General features: G+C 70.9%; 27 protein-coding genes. 20 read left to right on the top strand and 7 right to left on the bottom strand.

The window, feature by feature from the left end; translation table 11 throughout:
- Positions 1 to 108 precede the first annotated feature (108 nt).
- Positions 109 to 726, top strand: coding sequence for a DUF47 domain-containing protein (locus ACQP1V_RS05815; protein WP_387407878.1), 618 nt, complete (start codon positions 109 to 111; stop codon positions 724 to 726).
- Complete coding sequence (locus tag ACQP1V_RS05820; RefSeq protein ID WP_433419582.1) at positions 727 to 1,725, top strand: anion permease; 999 nt, start codon at positions 727 to 729, stop codon at positions 1,723 to 1,725.
- 56 nt (positions 1,726 to 1,781) lie between these two features.
- Here ACQP1V_RS05820 and mshD read toward each other — a convergent pair whose 3' ends face one another.
- A complete protein-coding gene (gene mshD, locus ACQP1V_RS05825; protein WP_433419585.1) occupies positions 1,782 to 2,684 on the bottom strand; it encodes a mycothiol synthase in 903 nt (300 codons plus the stop codon).
- 109 nt (positions 2,685 to 2,793) lie between these two features.
- On the opposite strand from mshD, the gene ACQP1V_RS05830 reads away from it, so the two are divergent.
- The gene (locus ACQP1V_RS05830; protein ID WP_433419588.1) at positions 2,794 to 4,566 is read left to right on the top strand and encodes a bifunctional metallophosphatase/5'-nucleotidase; all 1,773 of its coding nucleotides are present in this window, start codon (positions 2,794 to 2,796) and stop codon (positions 4,564 to 4,566) included.
- A gap of 67 nt (positions 4,567 to 4,633) precedes the next feature.
- On the opposite strand, the gene ACQP1V_RS05835 is transcribed toward ACQP1V_RS05830, so the two are convergent.
- On the bottom strand, positions 4,634 to 5,353 hold the full coding sequence (locus ACQP1V_RS05835) for a winged helix-turn-helix transcriptional regulator (RefSeq protein WP_433222339.1): 720 nt from the start codon (positions 5,351 to 5,353) through the stop codon (positions 4,634 to 4,636).
- Between the two features lie 369 nt (positions 5,354 to 5,722).
- Here ACQP1V_RS05835 and ACQP1V_RS05840 point away from each other — a divergent pair, with 369 nt between their 5' ends.
- The 13 genes from ACQP1V_RS05840 to ACQP1V_RS05900 all read left to right on the top strand — a co-directional run bounded on the left by ACQP1V_RS05840 (position 5,723) and on the right by ACQP1V_RS05900 (position 12,757).
- Entirely contained in the window at positions 5,723 to 5,971 is a 249-nt protein-coding gene (locus tag ACQP1V_RS05840) for a MoaD/ThiS family protein (protein ID WP_387407887.1), read from the top strand.
- A gap of 62 nt (positions 5,972 to 6,033) precedes the next feature.
- Positions 6,034 to 6,714, top strand: coding sequence for an LmeA family phospholipid-binding protein (locus ACQP1V_RS05845; protein WP_387407889.1), 681 nt, complete (start codon positions 6,034 to 6,036; stop codon positions 6,712 to 6,714).
- Between the two features lie 31 nt (positions 6,715 to 6,745).
- Positions 6,746 to 7,258: a sigma-70 family RNA polymerase sigma factor gene (locus ACQP1V_RS05850; RefSeq protein WP_433419592.1), complete on the top strand. Its 513-nt coding sequence runs from the start codon at positions 6,746 to 6,748 to the stop codon at positions 7,256 to 7,258.
- The gene (locus ACQP1V_RS05855; RefSeq protein WP_433419594.1) at positions 7,255 to 8,052 is read left to right on the top strand and encodes an anti-sigma factor family protein; all 798 of its coding nucleotides are present in this window, start codon (positions 7,255 to 7,257) and stop codon (positions 8,050 to 8,052) included. The genes ACQP1V_RS05850 and ACQP1V_RS05855 overlap by 4 nt, the downstream gene beginning before the upstream one ends.
- Complete coding sequence (locus ACQP1V_RS05860) at positions 8,049 to 8,576, top strand: thioredoxin family protein (RefSeq protein WP_433419597.1); 528 nt, start codon at positions 8,049 to 8,051, stop codon at positions 8,574 to 8,576. The genes ACQP1V_RS05855 and ACQP1V_RS05860 overlap by 4 nt, the downstream gene beginning before the upstream one ends.
- Before the next feature lie 136 nt (positions 8,577 to 8,712).
- The gene (locus ACQP1V_RS05865; RefSeq protein WP_352231756.1) at positions 8,713 to 8,796 is read left to right on the top strand and encodes a putative leader peptide; all 84 of its coding nucleotides are present in this window, start codon (positions 8,713 to 8,715) and stop codon (positions 8,794 to 8,796) included.
- A gap of 56 nt (positions 8,797 to 8,852) precedes the next feature.
- Complete coding sequence (locus ACQP1V_RS05870) at positions 8,853 to 9,263, top strand: DUF4395 domain-containing protein (RefSeq protein WP_433419599.1); 411 nt, start codon at positions 8,853 to 8,855, stop codon at positions 9,261 to 9,263.
- Positions 9,260 to 10,099 carry a sulfurtransferase gene (locus ACQP1V_RS05875; protein WP_285702703.1) on the top strand — a complete coding sequence of 280 codons (840 nt, stop codon included), beginning with the start codon at positions 9,260 to 9,262 and terminating at the stop codon, positions 10,097 to 10,099. The genes ACQP1V_RS05870 and ACQP1V_RS05875 overlap by 4 nt, the downstream gene beginning before the upstream one ends.
- Positions 10,099 to 10,401: a DUF1416 domain-containing protein gene (locus ACQP1V_RS05880; protein WP_433419603.1), complete on the top strand. Its 303-nt coding sequence runs from the start codon at positions 10,099 to 10,101 to the stop codon at positions 10,399 to 10,401. Before ACQP1V_RS05875 ends, ACQP1V_RS05880 begins: the two co-directional genes overlap by 1 nt.
- Before the next feature lie 106 nt (positions 10,402 to 10,507).
- Complete coding sequence (locus tag ACQP1V_RS05885) at positions 10,508 to 10,753, top strand: AbrB/MazE/SpoVT family DNA-binding domain-containing protein (RefSeq protein WP_218002122.1); 246 nt, start codon at positions 10,508 to 10,510, stop codon at positions 10,751 to 10,753.
- Positions 10,754 to 10,781: 28 nt separating this feature from the next.
- Positions 10,782 to 11,174 (top strand): type II toxin-antitoxin system VapC family toxin, encoded by a 393-nt coding sequence (locus ACQP1V_RS05890; protein WP_433425763.1) that lies wholly within the window; start codon positions 10,782 to 10,784, stop codon positions 11,172 to 11,174.
- Positions 11,175 to 11,236: 62 nt separating this feature from the next.
- Complete coding sequence (locus ACQP1V_RS05895; RefSeq protein WP_433419606.1) at positions 11,237 to 11,395, top strand: hypothetical protein; 159 nt, start codon at positions 11,237 to 11,239, stop codon at positions 11,393 to 11,395.
- A gap of 72 nt (positions 11,396 to 11,467) precedes the next feature.
- Positions 11,468 to 12,757, top strand: coding sequence for a hypothetical protein (locus ACQP1V_RS05900; protein ID WP_433419609.1), 1,290 nt, complete (start codon positions 11,468 to 11,470; stop codon positions 12,755 to 12,757).
- Positions 12,758 to 12,776: 19 nt separating this feature from the next.
- Here ACQP1V_RS05900 and ACQP1V_RS05905 read toward each other — a convergent pair whose 3' ends face one another.
- The 3 genes from ACQP1V_RS05905 to ACQP1V_RS05915 form a co-directional block, all read right to left on the bottom strand.
- A complete protein-coding gene (locus ACQP1V_RS05905; protein ID WP_433419612.1) occupies positions 12,777 to 13,709 on the bottom strand; it encodes a hypothetical protein in 933 nt (310 codons plus the stop codon).
- Between the two features lie 105 nt (positions 13,710 to 13,814).
- A complete protein-coding gene (locus ACQP1V_RS05910) occupies positions 13,815 to 14,492 on the bottom strand; it encodes a DUF4352 domain-containing protein (RefSeq protein ID WP_433419615.1) in 678 nt (225 codons plus the stop codon).
- Entirely contained in the window at positions 14,492 to 15,145 is a 654-nt protein-coding gene (locus tag ACQP1V_RS05915) for a hypothetical protein (RefSeq protein ID WP_433419617.1), read from the bottom strand. Before ACQP1V_RS05915 ends, ACQP1V_RS05910 begins: the two co-directional genes overlap by 1 nt.
- Before the next feature lie 146 nt (positions 15,146 to 15,291).
- Between ACQP1V_RS05915 and ACQP1V_RS05920 the strand changes: the two genes are divergently transcribed.
- Both ACQP1V_RS05920 and ACQP1V_RS05925 read left to right on the top strand, forming a co-directional pair.
- Entirely contained in the window at positions 15,292 to 17,256 is a 1,965-nt protein-coding gene (locus tag ACQP1V_RS05920) for a hypothetical protein (RefSeq protein ID WP_433419620.1), read from the top strand.
- 77 nt (positions 17,257 to 17,333) lie between these two features.
- Complete coding sequence (locus ACQP1V_RS05925; protein ID WP_433419623.1) at positions 17,334 to 20,888, top strand: ATP-binding protein; 3,555 nt, start codon at positions 17,334 to 17,336, stop codon at positions 20,886 to 20,888.
- 148 nt (positions 20,889 to 21,036) lie between these two features.
- Here the strand turns inward: ACQP1V_RS05925 and ACQP1V_RS05930 are convergent, their stop codons facing one another.
- Positions 21,037 to 21,453 carry a YjdF family protein gene (locus ACQP1V_RS05930; protein WP_433419625.1) on the bottom strand — a complete coding sequence of 139 codons (417 nt, stop codon included), beginning with the start codon at positions 21,451 to 21,453 and terminating at the stop codon, positions 21,037 to 21,039.
- Between the two features lie 216 nt (positions 21,454 to 21,669).
- On the opposite strand from ACQP1V_RS05930, the gene ACQP1V_RS05935 reads away from it, so the two are divergent.
- The gene (locus tag ACQP1V_RS05935) at positions 21,670 to 22,899 is read left to right on the top strand and encodes a MurT ligase domain-containing protein (protein ID WP_067143069.1); all 1,230 of its coding nucleotides are present in this window, start codon (positions 21,670 to 21,672) and stop codon (positions 22,897 to 22,899) included.
- A gap of 33 nt (positions 22,900 to 22,932) precedes the next feature.
- Positions 22,933 to 23,640 (top strand): type 1 glutamine amidotransferase, encoded by a 708-nt coding sequence (locus ACQP1V_RS05940; protein ID WP_433419628.1) that lies wholly within the window; start codon positions 22,933 to 22,935, stop codon positions 23,638 to 23,640.
- A 73-nt stretch (positions 23,641 to 23,713) separates the two neighbouring features.
- On the opposite strand, the gene ACQP1V_RS05945 is transcribed toward ACQP1V_RS05940, so the two are convergent.
- Entirely contained in the window at positions 23,714 to 24,076 is a 363-nt protein-coding gene (locus tag ACQP1V_RS05945; protein WP_433419631.1) for a DsrE family protein, read from the bottom strand.
- Positions 24,077 to 24,091 lie beyond the last annotated feature (15 nt).

Consider the following 24,091-nt stretch of genomic DNA (forward strand, 5'->3'; position numbering starts at 1 on the left):
CGATGAGCTTGTTACGAGCAGGCATGCATACCCTTAAGTTCGCATCCCATCCGGTTACCCGTACTCTTCTCTGCGGACTATCCCCGCACCTCACCTCTGGAGAATGACGTGCGCATGCGTCTCACGCCCCGTGAGGACAGCTATTACGACTTGTTCGCCGACTCAGCGAACAACCTCGTCACCGCATCCCGGCTGCTGGTAGAGATCATCAGCGACGGGTCGGACCGGGAAGCACTGGCCGACAAGATGCGGGCCTGCGAACACGCGGGTGACGAGCGCACTCACGCGATCATGAAGCGGCTCAACGAGAGCTTCATCACTCCGTTCGACCGCGAGGACATCTACCGCCTCGCCTCGAACCTCGACGACGTGATGGACTACATGGAGGCCGCCGCCGACCTGATCGTCCTGTACCAGATCGACCATCTGCCCAAAGAGGTCGTCCGCCAGGTGGAGGTGTTGGAGAGGGCCGCCGAGCTGACCGCCGACGCCATGCCGCGGCTGCGCTCGATGCAGAACCTCAACGAGTACTGGATCGAGATCAACCGTCTTGAGAACCAGGCCGACCAGGTCTATCGCCGACTGCTGGCCAAGCTGTTCAGCGGCGAGTACGAGGCGCTCATGGTCATGAAGATGCGCGAGGTCATCGAGCAGCTCGAGCTCGCCGCCGATGCGTTCGAGCACGTGGCGAACACGATCGAGTCGATCGCGGTCAAGGAAAGCTAAGTGGAGCTCGCACTTGTCATCGGCGTCATCGCCATCGCCCTGGTGTTCGACTACACCAACGGCTTCCACGACGCCGCGAACGCGATCGCGACCTCGGTCTCCACGCGGGCGCTGACCCCGCGGATCGCGTTGCTCCTCGCCGCCGTGATGAACTTCATCGGCGCGCACCTCGGCACCGCGGTCGCCCAGACCGTCGGCAAGGGGATCATCGACGCGCCCAACGGCGCGCACGGCCTGGTGGTCGTGGCCGGCGCCCTCATCGGGGCGATCGTCTGGAATCTCATCACCTGGTACTTCGGCCTGCCGTCGTCCAGCAGCCACGCACTGATCGGCGGCCTGGTCGGCTCCGCCCTCGCCGCCAGCGCGACCGTGCACTGGTCGGGCGTGGTGCAGAAGGTCGTCATCCCCATGGTCGTGTCGCCCGTCATCGGGTTCGGGCTGGGCGGCCTCGTCATGATCGTCATCTTGTGGATCTTCCGCAAGTCCAACCCACATCGCACCAGCCGGGGCTTCCGCTTCGTCCAGCCGGTGTCCGCGGCCGCCATCGCGCTCGGTCACGGCCTGCAGGACGCGCAGAAGACGATGGGTGTCATCTTCCTCTCGCTCGTCGTCGGCGGCTACATCTCCCCGGATGCCGACATCCCCGAGTGGGTCATCACGGCCTCGGCCGCCGCCATCTCCCTCGGCACGTACGCCGGAGGCTGGCGCATCATGCGGACCATGGGCCGGCGGATCATCCACCTCGACCCGCCGCGCGGGTTCGCGGCGGAGGCCGCGGCCTCGTCGGTCCTCTACACGGCCGCGATCGGATTCGGCGCGCCGATCTCGACCACCCACACCATGACCACCGCGATCATGGGCGTGGGCGCGACCAAGCGCCTCTCGGCGGTGCGATGGGGGATCGCCGGCAACATCGTGACCGCCTGGGTGCTCACGATCCCGGCCGCCGCGCTGGTGTCCGCGCTCGCCTATCTCGGCCTGCACTGGATCGTGGAGTAGCGGCCCCGACGGGGGACCGGCCCTTCGGCGGGCCGGTCCGGGACGTTGCGGGCGACTCAGCGGCGATACATCACGTCCGTGTTCCATCGGGTGAACCCGAGCGACTCGTACAGCCTGATCGCCGGCCGGTTCTCCTCGTCCACGTACAGCATCACCTGGGCCAGGCCGCGCGAACGCAGGTGCTCGATACCTGTGAGCGTCAGCGCGCGGCCGAGCCCCGATCCCTGCTCGGCGGGGTCCACGCCGACCACGTAGACCTCGCCGACGGGCTCGGCGTCCTGCCCCTCGCCGCCGTGGACCTTGGTCCAGTGGAAACCGGCGAGGGAGTCGTCCCGTACGGCGAGGAAGAAGCCGTCTGGGTCGAACCACGACTCGCGCTCGCGGAGCTCCAGGTCCTCGATCGTCCACGCGCCCTGCTCGGGGTGCGCGGCGAAGGCACGGGCGTTGAGCGCGAGCCACGCGTGCTCGTCCTTCCCCGGGGCGAACGTGCGCAGCCGTACGCCGTCGGGCACGGTCACGGTGGGGAGCGGCGCGTCCAGCGGGCGGCGCATCTGCCACAGCGACCTGGCCCGGGTGAGCCCGGCGGAGGCGGCGAGCGCGGCGGCGCCGGGGTGGTCGCCGTGCGCCCAGACGCGGACCCGTCCGCCGGTCTCCGAGAGCACCGCGTCGAGCAACTGCCGCCCAAGGCCGCGGCGGCGGAGCGCCGGGCGGACGACCAGTTCCCCGCCGGATCCCTCGACGGGGTCGGCGGGATCCAGATGCGCGAACCCGGCGAGCGTGTCACCGTCGTACAGGAGTACGGCCCGGGCTCCCGGGTCAGCGCCGTGGTGTACTTGCAACATCGTGTTCTCGTTCAGCGGGCGCACCCCGTCGGCCTTCGTGGCCTCCTCGACCAGGTCCAGTACGTCGGAGACCTGCCGGTCATCGAGTCGTCCTCCGGTCACCACACGCACGTCCACGTCGCGTACCTCAGTTCCCTCTAGTGGCAAAAGCCGCCATCATGACGCGTGGCGAATCGTTGTTTCTTCGCCATCTCATGTAAAGGTCGCGGCCCTAGTGTCGTGTTCCATGACCTCTCGCACCCTTCTTCGCTTTGCGGTGGCGGGCGTCGCCGCGGCGACGGGCCTGGCGATCGCCGTGTACCCCGCGGCCGCCTCGCAGACCGCGCAGACTCCCCCTCCCAAGCAGATCCGCCTGCTCACGATCAACGACTTCCACGGCAACCTGGAGACCCCGACCGGGTCCAGCGGCCGCATCGTCAACGAGACGGGCGTGACGGTCCAGGCCGCGGGCGGCGCGGCCTACCTCGCCACCGCGATCAAGCAGAGCCGCCTCCCGGGCCGGACCGACGTCGTCGCGGCCGGCGACCTGATCGGCGCGTCGCCGCTGGTCTCGGCGGCGTTCCACGACGAGCCCACCGTGCAGGTGCTCGGTGAGCTGGGGCTTGACGTCTCCTCCGTCGGCAACCACGAGTTCGACGAGGGGCTCAGCGAGCTGCAGCGCCTGCAGAAGGGCGGCTGCCACCCCACGGACGGCTGCTCGCCCGCGGGTAAGTGGAAGGGCGCCGAGTACGAGTACATCGGGGCCAACGTGGTCGACGACGACGGCAAGAACGCGCTGCCGCCCATCGCGATCCGCGTCGTGAACGGCGTCAAGATCGGCTACATCGGCCTGGTGACCAAGACCACTCCGTCCATCGTGACGCCCGCCAGTATCGCGGGTCTCACCTTCCAGGACGAGGTCGAGGCCGGCAACCGGGCGGCCGCCTGGCTGAAGAAGCGTGGCGTCAACGTCATGGTGGCGCTGGTCCACGAGGGTGACTCGGTTGCCGCGAACCAGAGCCCGAACGCCTGCCCGCTGACCACGGGCGGGGGTAGGACGATCGCCACCAAGCTCAGTGCGGACGTCGACCTTGTGGTCATGGGCCACTCGCACCAGGCCTACATCTGCACGACCAAGGACCCGGCCGGCAACACCCGGTACTTCACCCAGGGGTCGTCCTTCGGCCGGGTGATGACCCAGATCGACTTCCAGGTGGACAAGAAGACCGGGGACGTCATCCGTTCCTCGGTGACCGCCGAAAACAAGGTCGTCGCCGTGGACGGCGAGGCCAACAAGGGTCTCGACATCCCCAAGTACGCGGCCGACCGGAAGGTCGAGAAGCTCGTCTCGTACTGGACGTCGGCCGTCTCGACCAAGGCCAACGCGCCGGTCGGGAAGATCACGGCGGACATCTCCAACGCCGTCCCGGCGGGCGGCAGCGGCGAGACCACGCTCGGTGACGTGATCGCGGACGCCCAGCTCGCTGCGGCCAAGAAGGACGGCGGCAACGCCGACATCGCGCTGATGAACCCGGGCGGCGTCCGGACGCTCCTCACCTACGCCTCCTCCGAGGCGGGCGAGGGCGACGGGGTCGTCACGTACGGCGAGGCGTTCGCGGTGCAGCCGTTCAACAACCTGCTGCAGGCCGTCACGCTGACCGGCGCCCAGCTCAAGACCGTGCTGGAGCAGCAGTTCACCGGCGGCCCGAACGCGCAGGCGTTCACCAAGATCCTGCAGCCGTCGTCCAACCTCAGCTACAGCTACAACGCGAGCGCGGCCTGGGGCTCCCGGATCTCCGACCTGAAGATCGACGGCGTGGCGGTGACCGACGGCCAGCCGGTCCGGGTCGCGGCCAACAACTTCCTGGTCTCGGGCGGTGACGCCTTCGCCGAGTTCACCAAGGGCACCGACCTGTGGACGTGGGACGGTGGCTTCGACGTGGACGCCTTCACCGCCTATCTCACGGCCAACTCTCCGCTGGCGCCGCCCGCGTTGACCCGCATCACCAAGATCGGCTGAGCCGTACGCCGATGAGGAGGCCCGTCCCGGCCCGGGGCGGGTCTCGTCCGGTGGGCCCGCGGAAGGCTCAATTCCGGGCGGGTTCCTGGTCGTCGTTCTCGGCCTGCTCGCCCCCGCGGTCGGGGACGAAGCGGTAGCCGACGTTCCGGACCGTTCCGATGAGCGACTCGTACTCGGCCCCGAGCTTGGCGCGCAGTCGCCGGACGTGGACGTCCACCGTGCGGGTGCCGCCGAAGTAGTCGTAACCCCACACCTCCTGCAGCAGCTGGGCCCGGGTGAACACCCGGCCCGGGTGCTGCGCGAGGTATTTGAGCAGCTCGAACTCTTTGAAGGTCAGGTCGAGCGCGCGCCCGCGCAGCCGGGCGGTGTAGGTCGCCTCGTCGATCGCCAGGTCGCCGCTGCAGATCTCGTCCGGGACCTCGTCCGCGGCGGCCAGCGACAGCCGGCCGACGGCCATGCGCAGCCGGGCCTCGACCTCGGCCGGGCCGGCGCTGTCGAGCAGCACGTCGTCCACGCCCCACTCGGCCGTCATCGCGGCCAGTCCGCCCTCGGTGACGATCACCAGCAGCGGGCAGGTGAGCCCCGTGGTGCGCAGCAGCCGGCACAGCCCCTTCGCGTGGGCCAGTTCGCGGCGGGCGTCGACCAGGATCGCGTCGGCGGGCGGGGTGTCGATCAGGGCGGAGGCCTCCGCGGGCGCGACGCGTATGGAGTGCAGCAGCAGGCCGAGTGCGGGCAGCACCTCGGCGGAGGGTTCCAGCGCGTTCGTCAGCAGGAGCAGATTGCTCACTTCGACCTCCTGGCCCCGCCCCCGCCGTGGCGGGATTGTCGAGATCGCTCGCTCACATGCCCTCCTCTTCACAAGTGAAACGGCAGGGCGCGCCGGGAGAGCACCGCGCTGTGCACGATCACAGGCTCGCCTCCTCCGCGTCATCACGGCGTGAGCCGTACAAACACGTAGGGACCCGGGGGCAACGTCGCCCAGGTCCCGTCTTTCATAGGCTAGCCCACAGGAATATTGCGTCCAATGTGAGTCGGGCGTGTAAAAAGTTCTGCACACGATCCGTCCGCGTAACCGCTCGGTCACGTACGGGTCGCCGCCGGAGCCCCGGCGAACGCGGTAGACCGGGCGCACGGCCGGCAAGTGAAGGGGAGGAACATGGCGACGGGCACCGTCCGTTACTGGGCGGCGGCGAAGGCCGCGGCGGGGGTAGCCGAGGAGCCGTTCGACGCATCCACGCTCGGGGATCTGCTGGCGGGGATCTCCGCCAACCCGGACCTGGCCCGGGTGCTGCCGCGCTGCTCCTTTCTGGTGAACGGCGCGCCGGCGGGCATGCGGGACCCGCGCTCGATCGATCTGCCCGAGGGAGCGGTCGTCGAAGTTTTACCTCCCTTTGCAGGGGGATGAGGCGCTAGGGTGAGCCGACCCGCCTTGCCCCCCGTCAGACCACGCCCCCGGAGGAAAGACGGATGCGCAAGCTCGTCGTGTTCCTGATCCTGCTCGTCGTCGCGCTCGCCATCCTGGACCGGGTGGCGGTCGCCGGTGCGCAGCGTGAGATCGCCAGGCAGATCGAGGCCAAGTACGACCTCTCCTCGACCCCGACCGTCCACATCGAGGGCATCCCGTTCCTGACCCAGGCGGTCGCGGGGAACTATCAGGAGATCACCATCGCCACCGGTCCGCTGACCCGTGAAGGGATCACGATCTCGAAGATCGACGCTACCCTGTTCGGCGTGTCCGCCCCGCTGGCCGACCTGATCCAGGACGCCTCGAAAGCCGATCTCCGTGCTGAGCGGGTGGCCGGCACCATCGTGATCTCCCGAAAGACCCTCGAAGAGCGAGCGCCCCGCGGCGTGAAGATCGAGGGCGGCGGCGACGACAAGCTGCGCGTGTCGGGGAAGATCACTGTGCTGGGCCGGGACATCCCCATCACCGCCGACCTGAAGATCGACGCGGTCAAGGGCGGCATCCGGCTCATTCCGGCCAACGTCGAGATCGCGGGAGGCATCTCCGTGCCCAACGTGGAGCGGCTCGTCGGCTTCACCGTCCCGGTGAAGAACCTGCCGCTCAATCTCAAGGTCACCAAGGTGCGGTCCGTATCCGAGGGGCTCGCGGTCGAAGGTTCGGCGACGAATGTCCCCCTCCACTGAACCCGACGACCCGTCCCTACGTCAGGAGGGCGTGAGCCCAGCAGGAACCGCCGATGAGGAGCTCGTGCGCGTCCTCTTCGACGATCATGCCGGGCCCCTGTACGGGTACGTGCTGCGGCTGACGGGCGACCCCGGCCGCGCGGAGGACGTCGTCCAGGAGACGCTGCTGCGCGCCTGGAGGAACCCCTCGGCCATGGCCGGGCGGCCGGTGCGCGCCTGGCTGTTCACCGTGGCGCGTAACCTCGTCGTCGACCAGCACCGGGCGCGCCGGTCGCGGCCGAAGGAGACCGGCGACGAGGCGCTGGCCGTGCTGCCGGCCGCCGACGAGCTGGACAAGGCCGTCGAGTCGTGGGCCGTGGCCGAGGCGCTGGCCTCGCTCAGGGACGACCACCGCGAAGTGCTCCTGCAGACGTACTACCGGGGGAGATCGGTGAAGGAGGCGGCGGAGATTCTCGGCATCCCGCCGGGAACGGTCAAATCGCGCACCTTCTATGCGCTCCGGGCGCTCAAGCTGGCTCTGGAGGAACGGGGGCTGGCACCATGACCTGCGACGACGACGTCCGCATCTCGCTCGGCGGGTACGTCCTGGGCGCGCTCGACGACGAGGAGACGGCCGCGGTCGAGGCGCACCTGGACGAGTGTCCGGACTGCATGGCCGAGCTCGCGGAGCTGTCCGGGCTGCCGCCGCTCCTCGCCCAGGTGACCGAGGAGGACATCCGGAACGCGGCGGAGCCGCCCCGCCAGGTGCTCGACCGTCTCCTCGCCGCCACCGTACGGCGCAGGCGCCGCTCGCGGATCACGCTCGCGCTCGCCGCGTCCGTCGCGGTCGTGGCGCTGGGCGGGACGACGTGGATGGCGTTCGCTCAGCAGGCGGCGGACAGCTCGGCCGGGTCGTCGTCGATCGTGTCGGCGAAGGCGGCGCCCGAGCCGTCCGCCGCCGCGCGGACCGACGCGGCCGCGGACAGCTCGGACAGCCAGCCGAAGAAGCTGAACGCGGGCGGGCAGGAGCTGTTCGGCTCGGTCGCCCCCACAACGGCGTCCGTGCGGCAAGGGGGCGTCGAGGTGACGGTGCGGCTCACGCCGGACGTGGGCGGCACCCGGGTGGAGGCGACCGTCACGGGCCTGCGCGCCGGAGCGGTGGTCCGCCTCACCGCCGTGGGCGCGGACCGCAGGAGGTCCGCGGTGGCGAGCTGGTCGGCGGACGCCCAGGGGGTCGGCGCGACCCCGGTCACCTTCGGCGGGTCGACCGAGCTCCCGCTCGGCGAGATCACCCGATTCGAGCTGGCCACCGCTGACGGGCGCACGCTGGTGACCGTCCCGGTGAAGCACGGGGAATGACCCGTGCCGCGCGCGGGTTGTCCCTCGCGATGGGAGGGATCGTCGTCCTGCTCGCGACGCTCGCCGCCGGCCTGGTCATCGGGCTGCTGATGCGGTGGCGCGACGGCAGGCTGCGCGCCGTACGGCCGCGCGCCGGGGCGGGGACGGCGGCGAGCGGGGGCACGGCCCCGGGGACGAGCGAGAGGGCGGGTGGCGTGACCGGCGAGGAGATCGGCGCCGAGCTGGGGGAGCGCGCCACGCTGGTGCAGTTCTCCACCGCGTTCTGCCAGCCGTGCCGGGCGACCCGCAGGATCCTGGACGAGGTCGCCGCGATGGTGCCCGGGGTCCGGTACGTCGAGATCGACGCCGAGAATCGCCTCGATCTGGTCCGCCGGTACGGCGTCATGCGCACGCCGACGGTGCTGATCCTCGACGGTTCAGGAAATGTCGTGAAAAGGGCATCAGGGCAGCCCAGGAAGGTCGATGTGATCGCGGCGCTCGGCGCGGCGGTCGCGGCTGACGGGGGCTCCGACGGGCGCCGATGATCAGAACTCGGGCAAACCGATGATTGGCCAGACGGTGATCGGAGCTCGGGCAAGCCGGTGATCAGGGCTGGGACAAATCGTCTCACCAATCGGACACGGTGTGACAGATGGCGAGACGCCAGGTACTGTCGAGGCCATGACTCCCACGACAGAGCTGCTGACGAAGCGGCGCGCGGTTGATTTCTGCCGCGTCGCGACCGCGCTCTGTCGCATGGCCTGAGGGTGATTCCGCGCGGCTGATCAGCCGCATTCCGAATCCTTCAGGAGCATCTCACGATGCAAGCCGATCCCCGAAGCCCGCGTTTCAGCGCGGCGATCACGACTGTGGTTCTCGCGCTCGTCCTCGTGACGGGCAGTGCATGGCTCCTCGCCTTTCAGGCGATCGTGTTCGTGCTCGGTGCCCTTGACTCCTCTCCGTACGGCTACCTCTTCCGTAGGTTCGTGCGTCCGAGGCTGGGGCCGCCGCGAGAGTTGGAAGACGTGGCGCCGCTCCGGTTCGCGCAGGGTGTGGGCATCGTCTTCGCGGTTGTCGGCCTGATCGGGTTCACCGCCGGGATCACCCCCCTGGCTTTGGGTGCGACAGCAGCGGCACTGCTGGCCGCCTTTCTCAACGCCGCCTTCGGCTTCTGCCTGGGCTGCGAAATGTACTTGATCATCCGCCGTCTACAACCTGGGAGAACCACATGAGCCGCTCCGCCGTCCTGGTGGATGCCGATTGGGTCGAGGCCAATCTCGACACGCCGGGTGTCGTGCTCGTCGAGGTCGACGAGGACGTCAGCGCCTACGACAAGGGTCACATCCGTGGCGCCGTGAAGATCGACTGGAGGAAGGACCTCCAGGACCCCGTACGCCGCGACTTCGTCGACCGGGCCGGTTTCGACGCCCTGCTCTCGTCCCGTGGCATCGCCAACGACGACACGGTCGTGCTTTACGGCGGCAACAACAACTGGTTCGCGTCCTACGCGTACTGGTACTTCAAGCTGTACGGCCACGAGAACGTCAAGCTGCTCGACGGCGGCCGCAAGAAGTGGGAGCTCGACTCCCGCGAGCTGGTCACCGAGGTGCCGCAGCGTCCGGCCACCACCTACACGGCCAAGGAGCAGGACCTCTCGCTGCGCGCCTTCCGCGACGAGGTCGTGGCGGCGATCGGCAAGCAGAACCTGGTCGACGTGCGCTCCCCTGACGAGTTCACCGGCAAGCTGCTCGCTCCGGCGCACCTCCCGCAGGAGCAGTCGCAGGTCGCGGGCCACGTGCCCACCGCCCGCAACATCCCGTGGTCGAAGGCGGCCAACGACGACGGCACCTTCAAGTCGGACGACGAGCTGACGAAGCTCTACGCCGCCGCGGGAGTCGAATTCGGCAAGGACACCATCGCCTACTGCCGCATCGGGGAGCGTTCGGCGCACACCTGGTTCGTGCTGCACGAGCTCCTCGACCAGCCCAATGTGAAGAACTACGACGGTTCCTGGACCGAATACGGCTCGCTCGTGGGCGTGCCTGTGGAGCTTGGGGAGGCTCGCTGATGACCACCACTCAGGGTTGCGCTGCTCCGGAGCAGACTGTGGCGCTGCCGGCAGGCGTCGACCTGTCGAATCAGGCTGTGATCCAGGGCGTCGTCTCCGGCGCCGGTACGGCCTACGCCCGCCTGCTCGACTACTCCGGCGAGTTCACCGGCGAGGTCGTCGTCTCCGACGAGGGCATCTTCCGGTTCTTCGCCGCTCCCGGCCAGTGGACCGTCCGCATCATCGCGGGCGGCGGCGTCACCAAGGACGTCGCGGTCGAGGCCAAGCTCGGCGAGGTCGCCCAGCTCGCCGTCGCTGTCTGACCTGCGTTCTCCCAGAAGGGCCGGTGCGTCTCCCGACGCACCGGCCCTTTCGGCTTCTTGTTCCGTTCCGCCGACCCCGCTTAGTGTTACGTGGTAGGTGTAATACGTGTCTGGAGTGAGCTCCATGCGGCTGAACAGCAAGGGACAGGTCACCATCCCCGCCGAGATTCGCGAGAAGTACGGCCTGCACGAAGGTGACGAGGTCGACGTGATAGAAGTCGGCAACACGCTGCAGATCGTCCGTCGTGAGGCGAGCGCCACTCGGGGACAGCGTGCGACGCGGCGGCTTCGCGGGACTGCGACGACGACCATGAGCACTGACGAGATCATGGGGCTGCTGCGTGGCGACTAGCCTACGTGTCGTCGGCGATCGGGTCACCATGGTCGACTCCTGTGTGCTTCTTGATATCGCCACCGACGACCCGAAATGGGGCGACTGGTCGGACCAAGCCGTCGCCTGGGCGCGGGACAAGGGACGCGTGGTCATCAACCCGGTGATCTACGCGGAGGTGTCGGTCGGTTTCCCGGGCATCGAGGCCGTCGACGCGGCGCTGCCGTCCGACGATTTCGAGCGTGAAGACATTCCATACGAAGCCGCGTTTCTGGCCGGCAGGGCGCACCTCGCCTATCGAAAGCGTGGCGGTGAGCGGAGATCTCCCCTGCCGGACTTTTTCATCAGCGCGCACGCGGCCGTGCGGAACTACACGTTGCTGACAAGGGACGGGGCGCGCTACCGGACCTATTTCCCGACCTTGGACCTCGTCACGCCGTGAGCGCCCGGATCCTCGGCACTTCGGGGCGTGCATCGGGGTCCATATGCCCGTACGCCGCTGCCGTGCAGGGGGGACAGGTGGAGGAACCGCCGCGATTCACATCGAAAGGCGTTCCCGTCAGTGAGGAGCGCATCGAGCGGCTCGCCGCCGAGGCGGAGGAGGGATACGACGCGTCCGTGATCCGCTCCAGGGCGATGAGCGCCGGGCGCGATCACGCGTAAGGTCGGACCGTCACGAACATCCCGGGCGCATGTTGCCTATGGGGCACGACTGGACCCGATACCATGCACCAGATGTCCGGAACGTCCGCGCTTGCCGCACCCCGCCAGGCCGCCGAACCGCGTACGCGGCCGTGGAAGCTGTCGCCGTACTCGCTGCCGTGGCACATGCTGCGGATCGCCGGGTCGTGCGCGCTGCCGTTGATCATGTGGTTCGCGCTCGGGCGGGTGGTGCGCTGGGGCCTCCTCCTGCTCGCCGCGACCGTCTCGCACGGCTCCTGGTACCAGGCGCGCCTCGTCCTGACCGTGTTCCTGTTCACGCTCGTCGTGATGACGTCCCTGGCCACCACGGTGGGCATGCTGTACGTGATCCGCGGCGCGCTCATGGAGACCCGGGCGCGCCGGGCGGCGGGAGAGGGCCACGAGAGCATCTTCGGCGCGTTCAACCGGACCGCGCTCCTGTTCTCCGGCATCTACATGACGTGGGGCTTCGTCCTGCAGGACGTGCGGGACTTCATGGCCATCGACTATTCCCGCACGCCGGACATCATGTTCCTCGACGCGTTCACCGGTGAGGACAGCCACGTCATGCAGGGGCTGACCAACCTCGGCCTCGTCCCCTCGGTGGTCGGGATGGTCCTCGCGTACGCCCTGAAGACGGTGGCGGGGCGCAAGCACGAGGCGAACGAGGGGCGCTTCTCCGGGATCGTGGCGGCGTTCGGCGAGCTCACGTTCGTGTTCTACGGCATCAACGTGATCGCCGCCGCCATGGAGACGCGCACGGGATGGATGGGGAGCCGCACCGCCCTCGTCGCCCTGAACGAGTGGGTGACCGACGCGCAGGCGAACGTCCCGGGATTCGCGGCAGTCTCCGAGTTCGTGGGCGAGGTGTGGCCGCACGTCGTGGAGGCGCTGATCCTCCCGCTGACCTGGCTCACGGTCGGCGTCCTGGCGTACGGCGCGTACGTGGAGGACACCGAGAGCACGCTCAAGGGGACGCGGCTGGAGGCGGTCGCGGAGCACGGGAAGCGGCGGACTCACACGATGACCCGTCGCGTGGCCGCGCGGCTGACGGCCGGCTGGTCGGAGCGGTGGATCCCGCTCGTCAACGCGTTCCGGCTGACGGCGCGTGGAGGCGCCCCGCTCTTCGGGCTGTTCGCCCTCTGCTACGTCGGCCTCCAGGTCGGGTCGGACTATCTCGGCCGGGCGGGCCGCTACCTCCTGGCGAGCGACAAGCCGTACTTCTGGATCGTCACGGACGTCCCCGTGGACTTCGTCGCCGACCTGGTGACCACGACGCTGACGATGTGCCTGATCGCCGCCACCTTCGACCTGGCGGCGACCCGGAAACGGCTCGACGGCTGACGCGGCTCACGACGCCGCGTCAGCGGAGGAACCTGAGCACCCGGTCCCGCTTCTCGGTCGACGCCCCGGCCTCCTTCATGAAGTCCTCGACGGACTGCCCCGGCACGCTGCGGTAGGTGCTCGGGCGCAGGTCGACCATCACCTCGTCCGCGACCGCCGGGGGCACCACCCCGACGAACTCGACCCGGTACGGCGTGCCGATCTTGTTGTCGAGGGTGTCCGGAGGGGTGTCGTCGTTCAGGAGCCGGGCCTGCCAGGTGCGCCCGGCCCGGTCGGTGAACTCCACGTCGGGGGCGCCGTGCCGGATGGCTCCCTCGTCGTCCAGGGCCGTCCTGGTGGCGACGATCTTCAACCACTGGCGGTCCGGGGCGCCGGGCTTGCCCGTGGGGTCGGAGATCCGCTGCACCGCGACCCGCCACGAGACGTGCTGCCAGGTGGCGGTCGCTCCCGGCCGCACTGTCTGGATGTGGTCGGACGGACGGCCGTACTCGTAGACGCCGTACGAGAACCAGCCGGGGGCGGCGACGGCGACCACGATGGACATCAGCGCGCCGGTGCCCTGGAGGGCGAGCCGCTTGCCGCGAGGCATCGGGGCACGCCGCCGGGACGCGCCGGGTTCGGGCGGAGGCGGTACGGCCTCCTGATCGGCGGGGCGGCGACTCTGCGCGCCGAGTCCGGGCGCCTCCGGCGCAGGGGTCGGAGAGGCCGCGCGGGGTGTGGCCTCCTCGTCGCCCGTGACGGCCGGGAAGGGCTGGGTGGACCTGTCCTCGTTCTCCGGCAGCGGCGGCCACACGCGCAGGTCGGGGAGGTTTCTGCGGAGCGTCCCGGGGATCGGGATCTGCGGCGCCGGGGCGGGGCGGGGGCGCTGCCGGGGTGGGGGCGAGAACCAGTCCCGCGCCCTGTTCCGCTCGCGCTGGCGGCGGCGCCGCCCCTCCATCGGGGACTCACTCATCTCTCCACCTCGCCTGACGAGACAGCCGGTAGGTCTGCCGGGAGGGGAAGCCCTGGGCCTCGTGGGCCGGGCTCCGCCCGTTGGTCGGGTCGTCTGACGCGCGCATCAGCTCTTGTCCACCAGGGAGTGCACCCGCTCCGCCTGGGACACCAGGCGGGCGGCGGCGCCCTCCGACAGACCGAGGTCGATCTCCGCTTCGGGAATGAAGGTGTCGACGACGAGGCCTCCCTGCGGCGGGATCAGGACCAACCGCAGACCGGGCAGCGCGTCCTCCGGGACCTCGAAGACCAGCACGCCCCTCGACCAGAGACCCGGCTGGATCACCTTGTTGAACAGGGTGAGGCTCTCGTCGACCTTGTCCGTGGCCTTGTAGCGCCGGCCGTCCGCGGTCAGGAGGACGGGCGGCTGCAGCCGGCCGAACTGCATCGGCCGCTTGGGCGTGGTGGCCGTGATGTCGGCCACGAGGAACAGATTGCTCGTCTCGACCTCGGTGTCCTGGCCGGTGGTGCCCTTGGTCTCCACGGCGTGCGCGGCGACCACCGAGGTGACCTTCGCGCTGAACAACTTCGTCTCGACCAGCTCGCCCGCCGTCCCCTTGATCGTGAGGGCCGATCCGCGCTGCTCGTACGGCAGGGTGAAGGTGTGGGCGTAGACGGCCGCGGCCGCGACGGCGATGCCGGCCACGACCCCGGCGATCCGCCGGGCCATGCCGCCGCGGCGCGTCCGCTTCTGGCCGCCCGCGGTCGCCTCGCGGCTTTCGGTTTCGGACGACGTCACGGCCATCACGCCTCCTCCTGGCGTACGGGGAGGGTGACCCGGGCGGCCACGACGGGGACGGCGGGTTCCGCGTCCTCCTCCAACTCGAGCCGCCAGATCCGGTACTGGTCCCGTAGACCGGGGGCTTGGTAGACGAAACGCCCCATGGCCAGCGTGACCGACTCGGGCGCCTTGGCCGACGGATCGAGCTCGTACTGCACGACTACCGTCGCGGTGATCCCGGGGTGGAGCTGCTGGCTCTTCACGCCGTAGCTGAGGACGTGGACGCGCGGGCCGTACTCCTGCTTGATCTCGGGGGTCATGGAGACGAAGGAGCTCGCGAAGCCGGCGTCACGGGACCACGGCTGACCGGGGTCGTGCAGCATGCCGATGCCCGCGGTCGTGTCGCCCATGTTGGTGACCTTGAGCACGAGGTTCAGGTAGCGCTTGGTCTTGCCGAACTCGGATCGCTCGACCGTGTCGACGGCCTTGAGGAACTGGGTGTGGAACTCGCCTTGGTCGATGACCTCACCCGGCTGCACCTTCGGCGGGGGCTCCTCCGGAGCCTCTTTCAGGCCGCCGAGGGCGGCGGTGGCCCCGATCCCCACCGCGACTACCGCGAGGGCGACCGGGACGAGTACCGGGCGTCGGCGGCGTGCGCCACGGGGGGAGGACGTCATGGCAATGGATGCTAGTACGACCACACTTGCACCATTAGCCGCAAACATCCCACCGGCGAGGTCGCAAATGTGTCCGAATGGCGAGAACGCCACCCTGATCGGCTTTCCAACTCCTACGCTGTGATCCAGGCGGACATGGAGGGTCAGTGGGCGACCTGCACCCCGAGCATGGCCGGCTTCAGGCGGATCGGATCTACCTGGGCTGGCAGTACGCCCTGTTGCATCCCGACCCGGGGCCGCCACCGAAACGTCCGGCGCGCGAGGACCTCGCCGAGCCGGCGCACGACGACCCGGGCCCGGAGTGGGCCGCGCGGCAGCGGCTCCAGGAGGACCTGCTCAACCGCCCCGTCCGGATCTTCCGGATGTTCATGGTCGTGCTGGCCGCGGTCATCCTCATCCTCGGCGTAGCCGGACCCGTGACCTGGTCGTTCGTCCTCATCGGCCTGGTCGCGACCGGCGGCGTCGCCGGCATCTGCACGTACGCGATCCGGCAGGGCGACCGGGCGATCAGGCAGCGCGCGGACGAGCGCGCGGCGCGGGCGCGGCGCGAGCGGGAGCGCCGGGAACGCGAGCGCGCCGCCGCCCAGGAGGAGCACGCCGCGAAATACCGCGAGTGGGCGGAGCGGAAGAACGCCTTCGACCGGCAGCTCACCTGGTACGGCGTCTCCGTGCCGGACGAGATCGACCGCGTGGACGTGGCCGGGGGCACGCTCCCCGGCTGGTCGGCCCTGGTCACCCTGATCGGCGCCACCCGGCTGTACAGCGGCGGCCACCTGACCGTGCTCGACCTGTCCGAAGGCGCGATCGCCAAGGACCTCGTCGAGCTGGCCAAGAGAGGCGGCGACGACCCGCTCGTCTGGGTGCTCCCCGTCGACCTGCCCCGGCTCGACCTGGGAGCCACACTGCCGCCCGACGCGTTCGCCGACGTCCTCGCCCACGTGGTCAGCGTCAGCGAGGAGACCCACAGGGACGTCGGCTTCGACAACGCGATCCTGGAGCGGGTGCTGGAGGTCCTCGGCGAGAACGCCACGATCAACCAGGTCACCGCGGCGCTGCGGGCGCTCGCCCAGGTGGGTGACCCGCGCGACGACATGCGGTACGGCCTGCTCACCGCCGGCCAGCTCGAACGCATCGGCACCCTGTTCGGCCGGGGCGTCGCCGACCGCGTGGTGATCGAGCGCGCCTGGGCGCTGGAGTCCCAGTTGCGCAAGCTGGAGTCCCTCGGCTCCGAGGCCGTACGGCTGCCGCCCGCCCGGCTGCGCGTGGTCAGCATGGACCGCCAGGCCGGGGTGTTCGGCAACCGGGTCCTCGGCACGTACGTCGCGACCGCGCTGACGCACATCCTGCGCCAGTCGCCCGCCTCCGAGCGGCCCTGGTACCACACGATCATCGTCGCGGGGGCGGACAAGCTGCGTGGCGACGTGCTCGACCGGCTGATGGATGCCTGCGAGACCTCCCGTACCGGGCTGGTCCTGACCTACCGCAGCCTCACCCCCACGGTCAGAGAGCGCCTCGGGCGCGGCCACGCCGCCGTCGCGTTCATGCGGCTGGGGAACGCCGAGGACGCCCGCGTGGCCAGCGAGCACGTCGGCACCGAGCACCGGCTGGAGCTGGCCCAGCTCACCGAGACGTTCAGCTCGGCGGTCAGCGGCGCGGGCGGCCACTACACCTCGACCGTCGGCGAGGGCCACGTCGGCCCGGAGCCGAAGGGCGAGGGGGACCTCAAGGAGGACATCACGGCGTCCACCCAGTGGGGGCGCAGCGCGTCGAGCGCGGCCACGGGCATGGCGGAGGGCGTCCTGCAGCGCTCCCGCGAGTTCCTGGTCGAGCCGCACCAGCTCCAGCAACTCCCGACGACCTCGGTCATCGTCACGCACGCCACCGCGGAGGGGCGGCAGGTCCGCCTCGCCGACGCCAACCCCGCGATCCTCGCGTTCCCCAAGACGACGCTGGGCGACTTCGAGGAGGTACGGCGGGCGGCGCTCGCCCCGCCCGAGGAGGCCGACCATCCGCCGGACGGGGAGCCGGGGGCCGAACCCGAGCCCGAGGACGCCCCGCCGCCGAACCTCGGGCCGCCGCCGCCGCGTCTTGACTGGCGCAAATCACGGTAATCACATCGTCAAGACGACGGTGCGAACGTGATCGGCGAAAGAGTCTCTCCCCTGATAACCGTCAACCGAGGGGTCTCATGCATCCGTTCCCCCTGAGCGGGCCCTGGTACCGGATCCAGGCCATCTCCGCGCCCTCACGGAGCTCGTCGGCGGAGTGGGACTTCGTCACGGTCCTGCCGGCCGTGCTGTCCGCCGCGCAGCGCAACCGGCCGTTCGTGATCGGCTGGCTGTCGCGAGGGGCGGGCGCGCCGCTCGAACTCATCACCAACGCCGGCCCGCTCACGCCGCCGCGCCCGCCGAAACGCGCCGTCACCTCGATCGACGTCACGCCCACCGGGCCGCAGCCGCTGCTGTTCCCCGGCGGCGCCCGGGGCGTCGAGATCGGGGACGAGTGGCTCGCCGACCTCGCCGACCTGGTCTGGACGCCCTGCCCCGGCCGCCAGGCGCCCCCGCTCAGCGGCCGCAGAGAGCCCGAGCCGGACGAGCCCAAGCAGCCGACGCTGTTCGAGTCCACGCTGGTGACGCTGATGTCCCGGCCGTTCGGCTGGGTGGTCGTCGCCGAGCCCACCAACCTGCTCGACGCCGAGGTCGCCCACCTGCGCACCCAGCTCAACGTGCTCCGCCAGTACGGCGACGCCTCGGAGCGGTCGCGGTTCGACGCCGAGCGGGCCGAACGCCGGATGCAGGAGCTGGACGCCTTCCGCGAGGCCGGGCTGTGGAACGTCCGGGTCCTCGCCGGCGCCGCCGGTCCGGACGAACTGCGGCAGATCGCCCCCGTCCTGGTCGGCTCCGTCGAGATGAGCCACCACCCGTACCGGCTGCGCAGCGCCATGTCCGGGCCGCTGCTGTCCGATCCGGTCCGCTCCGGCTCGCCGCACGGCTCCTCGCCCGAGTCCGGGTACGGCTTCACCGAGGCGCTCCACGTCACCCTGCAGGACCCCGCCGACGGGGCCGCCGCGCCGTTCGCGGCCACGGCGGGCGCGCTGGCGGCGCTGGCCGGGCTGCCGCGCCGCGAGGTCCCCGGCGTACGCGTGCTCGACGCCGGCTTCTTCGACGTGACCAGCGAGGCGGACAGCACGAGCGGCGAGACGATCAACCTCGGCGCGATCGTGGACGGGCAGGACCGGGCGGTCGGCACGTTCCGGGTCCCGCTCGCCACGCTCAACCGGCACGCCTTCGTCACCGGCGCCACCGGATCGGGCAAGTCGCAGACCGTGCGGCACCTCCTTGAGGAGCTCACCAAGGCCGGCATCCCGTGGCTCGCCATCGAGCCGGCCAAGTCCGAGTACGCCGCCATGGCCGGCCGGGTCGAGCACCTGGCCCCGCTCACAGTGATCAACCCCTCGGCGCCGGACAACGTGCCGTTCAGCGTGAACCCGCTCGCGCCCGAGCCCGGCTATCCCGTGCAGGCGCACATCGACATGGTGCGCGCCCTGTTCATGGCCGCGTTCGACGCCGAGGAGCCGTTCCCGCAGATCATGTCCCTGGCCCTGCAGCGGGTCTACGAGGCCAACGGGTGGGACGTGGTCACCGGCGGCGGCATCCCCGGAGCCGCGGTCCAGCCCGCCGTACCGACCCTGGAGCAGCTCCAGCAGCACGCCCTGGAGGTGATCCAGGAGATCGGGTACGGCAACGAGGTGCAGGCCGACGTCGAGGGGTTCATCAGCCTCCGGCTGCGCAGCCTCCGGGTCGGCAGCGCCGGCCGGTTCTTCGAGGGCGGCCACCCGGCGGACATCGGCGGCCTGCTCCAGCGGAACGTCGTGCTCGCGATCGAGGATGTGGCCAACGACGAGGACAAGGCGTTCCTCATGGGCACGCTGATCATCCGCATCGTCGAACATCTGCGGATGCGCGCCCGGCAGGAGCTGTCCCAGGAGGAAAGCGGCGGCGGCCTCAGGCACGTCATCGTGATCGAGGAGGCGCACCGGCTGCTCCGCGACCGGGGCGCGCAGCGCGCCTCCACCCACGCCGTCGAGCTGCTCGCCGGGATGCTCGCCGAGATCCGCGCGTACGGCGAGGGCATCATCGTGGCGGAGCAGATCCCCACCAAGCTGGTCTCGGACGTGGTCAAGAACACGGCGCTGAAGGTCGTGCACCGGCTGCCCGCCGAGGACGACCGGCAGCTCGTCGGGGCCGCCATGAACCTCAGCGAGGACCAGTCCCGCCAGGTCGTCTCGCTCCAGCCCGGGTACGCCGCCGTGTTCGCCGACGGCATGGACCGCCCGCTGCGCGTCCAGGTCCCGCTGGGCGAGGGCCGCGAGCGCGCCATGCTCAGCCCCATCCCGCCCATCTGCGGCCGCCGCTCGGCCGCCTGCGGCCGCGAGTGCCGTACGGGCAAGGCGTGCACGCTCTTCGAGCTCCGGGAGGCGGACCTGCTCGCGGTCGCGCCCGAATGGGCGTGGCTGCGCATCTGGACCGACACGGTCGTGCTGGCGTTCGTGACGAACCGGCCGTTGCCGGGCGTGCCGCGCATTCTCGCCGACATCTGGGCGGAGCTGCCTCCCAAGCGCCGCGAGTGCCTTCTCGCCACGCTGGTGGAGCGGTGCGTGGCGCGCCGCGCCTGGTCCCTGCGGACCTGGTTCGACCCCGCGCTCCTCACCGAGAAGGCGGCCGAGGTCGCCGCCGCGCTGCTCGACTCCGCCGCCGCGGTGTCGCAGTCCGCCGCATTGCCGTCCGCGGTGTCGCAGTCCGCCGCCGACTCTGTCCCCGCCTGCCCGGCCGCGCGCGCCGTACGGGCCGAGGCGGAACACGTGGCCTCGGCGGTGCCCGTGCCCGCGGCGGTCGCGGCGGGGGCCGAGGGCGCGGCCGCCGGACCGGACCGCACGACCGAGCCTTCGGCGGGGGCCGACGACGAGCCGGGCGACGATGAGCCGGGCGACGAGGAGGAGGCGGCCGAGAGCCCGTCCGAGAGCCCGTCCGAGAGCCCGGCTGAGGGCCCGGCCGAGAGCGCTGTAGAGGGCGCTGCCGGGGGAGCGGAGGACCCCGCCCGGCGACCGGAGCCGGTGGCCCCCACGCGCCCCTCGGGCCGGACCGGGCCCACACAGGCGGGGGAGCGGCCGGGAGCCGCCTGGGTGGTCCCCCAGGTGCGCTGGCTGCACGAGGTCGAGCGGCTGTTCCCCTTCGGGCACCCGGCGCCCAATCTGCGCAGCCCGGCCCCCGTCATGGAGTACGCGCTGTTCGGCACCGACCCGTCCGGGCGGCCGTACCCGCACCAGGGGGTCAACGGGGCGTACGGCGGGCACGCCGACCAGGACGAAGGCGACGAGACCGGGACCGGCCGTGCGGACCGCGACGGGACGGGTGACGCGGCACCGGGCCGGACGCCCCCGGGTGCCGCGGCCCGGACGGAGCTGCTCGGCCACCGTGCCAAGGCGCTGCGCCACCACCCGCTGTCCATGGAGGTGGACCGCAACCGCGCGCTCGCCTGGCGGGTCATCCTGGGCGACGACGAGCACGAGGGCATCCAGCGGGACATCACGACCGTCGCCATCGCCGTGGAGCCGCGTGAGCGCCTCCGGTACGTCGCCCAGACGATGGGGGCGGGCTGGCTGGAGACGGTGCTGTCCTGGCCGCGCCGGTTCGTGCTCCCCTTCGACGGCGACGCCCCGGCCGAGCTCTCGTTCCCCGACTGATGCGTTGTCCACAACCGTTCACCGGGGTCGAGGGAGCGGAGCGGAAGGGAGCGAGGACCGAAGCGTTGGCCCAGCGGAGCGGGCTTCGCGAGGACCGGAGGTTCCTTCGGGCGAAGTGACCGACCCGGCCAAGGTTCGCGGGCCGGGCTCACCGGTCCCGTTTGCGCTCGATCCGCTTGCGGCGGGCCACCTCCCGGCGGTGCTCCTCGTCGGCCTTCCTGCGCTCCTTGCGGTCGGCCGCCGCCTCGCGTTTGCGGCTCTCCAGTTCCAGCCGCATCGCCTCCTGGGAGGCGGTGCTCCGCATCGTCCTGACCGCCCGGCTCGCGAGCTTGGCGGCCCGCTTGGGGTTGGGCCGCCTGGCCGCCGACGTGTTCGCGCTCACCGGCGGGGCGGACGCGGCCTGCTCCAGCAGGGCCACGCCGTTGCGCATGAGGAACTCGTGGAGTTCGGGATCGGTGGGCTCGGAGCCGAGCACGAAACGGACCGCCCGAAGTTCCCCGTTCTCCTGGATCTCCAGTACGCCGACCCAGAACGGGGAATCGAAGAAGACAGACAGGGTGACCATCGCTGCTCTCCAGTCGTATGCCGAACGACGGCCTGACGAGGCCGCTGACCGGCACACCGGACAGCCCTGGAGAGGGCGGATACGAGGAACTCGCCCGGGCTACCAACCGGGCTGCGTTTTCGTGTGCGTCCCCCGACCCTACGCCAGGGCGATGACCTGGACGAATCCGAATAGGATCGATCGGCGCATTATGGTGAGCGGCATGAGGAGGAGCGCATGAGTCAGCTTCCGTTGCGGGCGCAGCTCGCCAGTGCTCTGGGCCGTACGGCCGCGACTCTGTCCCGGGCGACCGGGCGCGGCGACGGCTCGGTGATCGGCGGACGGGTCGGATTGATGCTGGAGCCGGACCTGCTCCGCCAGCTCGCGGCGGACCGCAGGCTCGCCCTGGTGAGCGCGACCAACGGCAAGACCACGACCACCCGTCTGATCACCTCGGCTCTGCGGCAACTGGGCGAGGTGGCCACCAACGCGTTCGGCGCGAACATGCCCGCCGGCCACGTCTCGGCGCTCTCCTCGGCGAAGGAGGCGCCGTACGCGGTGCTGGAGGTCGACGAGAAGTACCTCCCCGAGGTGCTCGACACCACGCAGGCCGGCGTCGTCTGCCTGATGAACCTCAGCCGCGACCAGATGGACCGCGCCGGGGAGATCTGGCTGCTCGCCCAGAAGTGGCGCCGCGCCCTCGCCGCGCAGTCCACGCTGGTGATCGCCAACTGCGACGATCCGCTGGTCGCCTGGGCGGCGACCGGCTCGGCCCGGGTCACGTGGGTGTCCGCGGGCCAGCGCTGGCGCGAGGACTCCTGGTGCTGCCCCGAGTGCGGAGGCCCGCTCGACCGCAAGGGCGTCGACTGGGCCTGCCGGGAGTGCGCGTTCCGCCGTCCCACGCCGTCCTGGGTGCTCGACGGCGAGGACGTGATCGACCCGCGCGGTCAGCGGTGGCGGCTGGACCTGCAGCTTCCCGGCCAGGCGAACCGGGCGAACGCCGCGATCGCCCTCGCCACCGTGGCGGCGTTCGGGCTCGAACCCGGCCACGCCCTCCTGGGGCTGCGCGAGGTGACCTCGGTCGCCGGGCGCTACACCACGGTCGAGCGCGACGGCCGGTCGCTGCGGCTGCTGCTCGCCAAGAACCCGGCCGGCTGGCTGGAGGCGTTCGACGTCGCCGACCCCTCGCTGCCGATCATCCTGTCGGTCAACGCGCAGGGACCCGACGGACGTGACACGTCCTGGCTCTGGGACATCGACTACCGGATCCTGCGCGGGCGTCCCGTCCTGGTGACCGGGGAGCGCCGCCGCGACCTCGCCCTCCGGCTGTACGTCGCCGGGGTGCCGTTCCAGCTCTGCGAGTCGTTCGGACAGGCGGTCGCCGTGCTGCCGCCCGGCCGCATCGACGTGATCGCCAACTACACCGCCTTCCAGCAGATCCGTACGGAGTTCGGCCGTGCGGAGTGACCACGGCCGCCGCCCGACGAGTGGAGTCCCGGCATGACCTCTCACGTTCGCCTCGTCTGGATCTATCCGGACCTGCTCAGCACGTACGGTGACCAGGGCAACGTCCTGATCCTGGAGCAGCGGGCCCGCGCGCGCGGCCTGTCGGTCGAGACGGTCCACGTGCGCTCGTCCGACCCGGTGCCCGAGCAGGGAGACATCTACCTGATCGGCGGCGGCGAGGACCGGCCGCAGATCCTGGGCGCCGAGCGGCTGCGCAAGGACGGTGGCCTCCACCGTGCCGTCGCCCACGGGGCCGCACTCCTGGCCGTCTGCGCGGGCTACCAGATCATGGGCTCGGTCTTCGGCGGCGAGGAGGGCCAGCCGGTGTCCGGCCTCGGCCTCCTGGACATCAGCTCAGGCCGCGGAGAGCGCCGAGCGGTCGGCGAGCTGGCCGCGGAGGTCGATCCGGCGCTGGGCATGCCCACGCTGACCGGCTTCGAGAACCACATGGGCGTCACCCGGCTGGGGCCGGGCGTGCGGCCGCTGTCCCGGACGATCGTCGGCACGGGCAACGGCGACGGCACCGAGGGCTGCTACGCGGGCAAGGTGATCGGCACCTACCTGCACGGCCCCGCGCTGGCCCGTAACCCGGCTCTCGCCGACCTGCTGCTCGCCTGGACGGTCGGGCCGCTCGCGCCGATCGACGACACCTGGTACCAGCGGCTGCGTGAGGAGCGGCTGGCGACCGTCCTGCCCGCCTGAACCCGTCCGGCGGGCCGTACGCCTCGCGTTCCGGCGGCCGATCGCCTCGGAGCCGCCGGGGGAGCGGCGCGGGTCAGTAGACCAGGGCCTGGACGTCGTCGGCGAGGATCTCCTCGACGAACGTGGGCGCGCCCGCGATCCGGACGCCGTTGATCACGTCGTCGACGGTGATGCCGCGCCGTGCCGCGCACTGGGTGCAGAGCGTGACCTTGCCTCCGGCGAGCACCGCGTCGAGGAGGTCGGCCAGCGGGGCGGCCTCCTCCAGGTTGAACTCCTTGGCCCGGCCCGGCAGGGCGAACCAGGAGGACTCGCCGGTCAGCCACAGGGAGACCGGTACGCCGCTGACCAGGGCCGCGGTCGCGACCGTGAAGGCCTGGTTGCACCGCTCCGGCGCGTCCGCCCCGGCCGTGACCTTGATGACCAGAGATCGTGCCATGCCCGCAGCCTACAT

Source organism: Microtetraspora malaysiensis (genome assembly GCF_050947145.1).
In the GTDB taxonomy this organism is placed as follows: domain Bacteria; phylum Actinomycetota; class Actinomycetes; order Streptosporangiales; family Streptosporangiaceae; genus Microtetraspora_A; species Microtetraspora_A malaysiensis.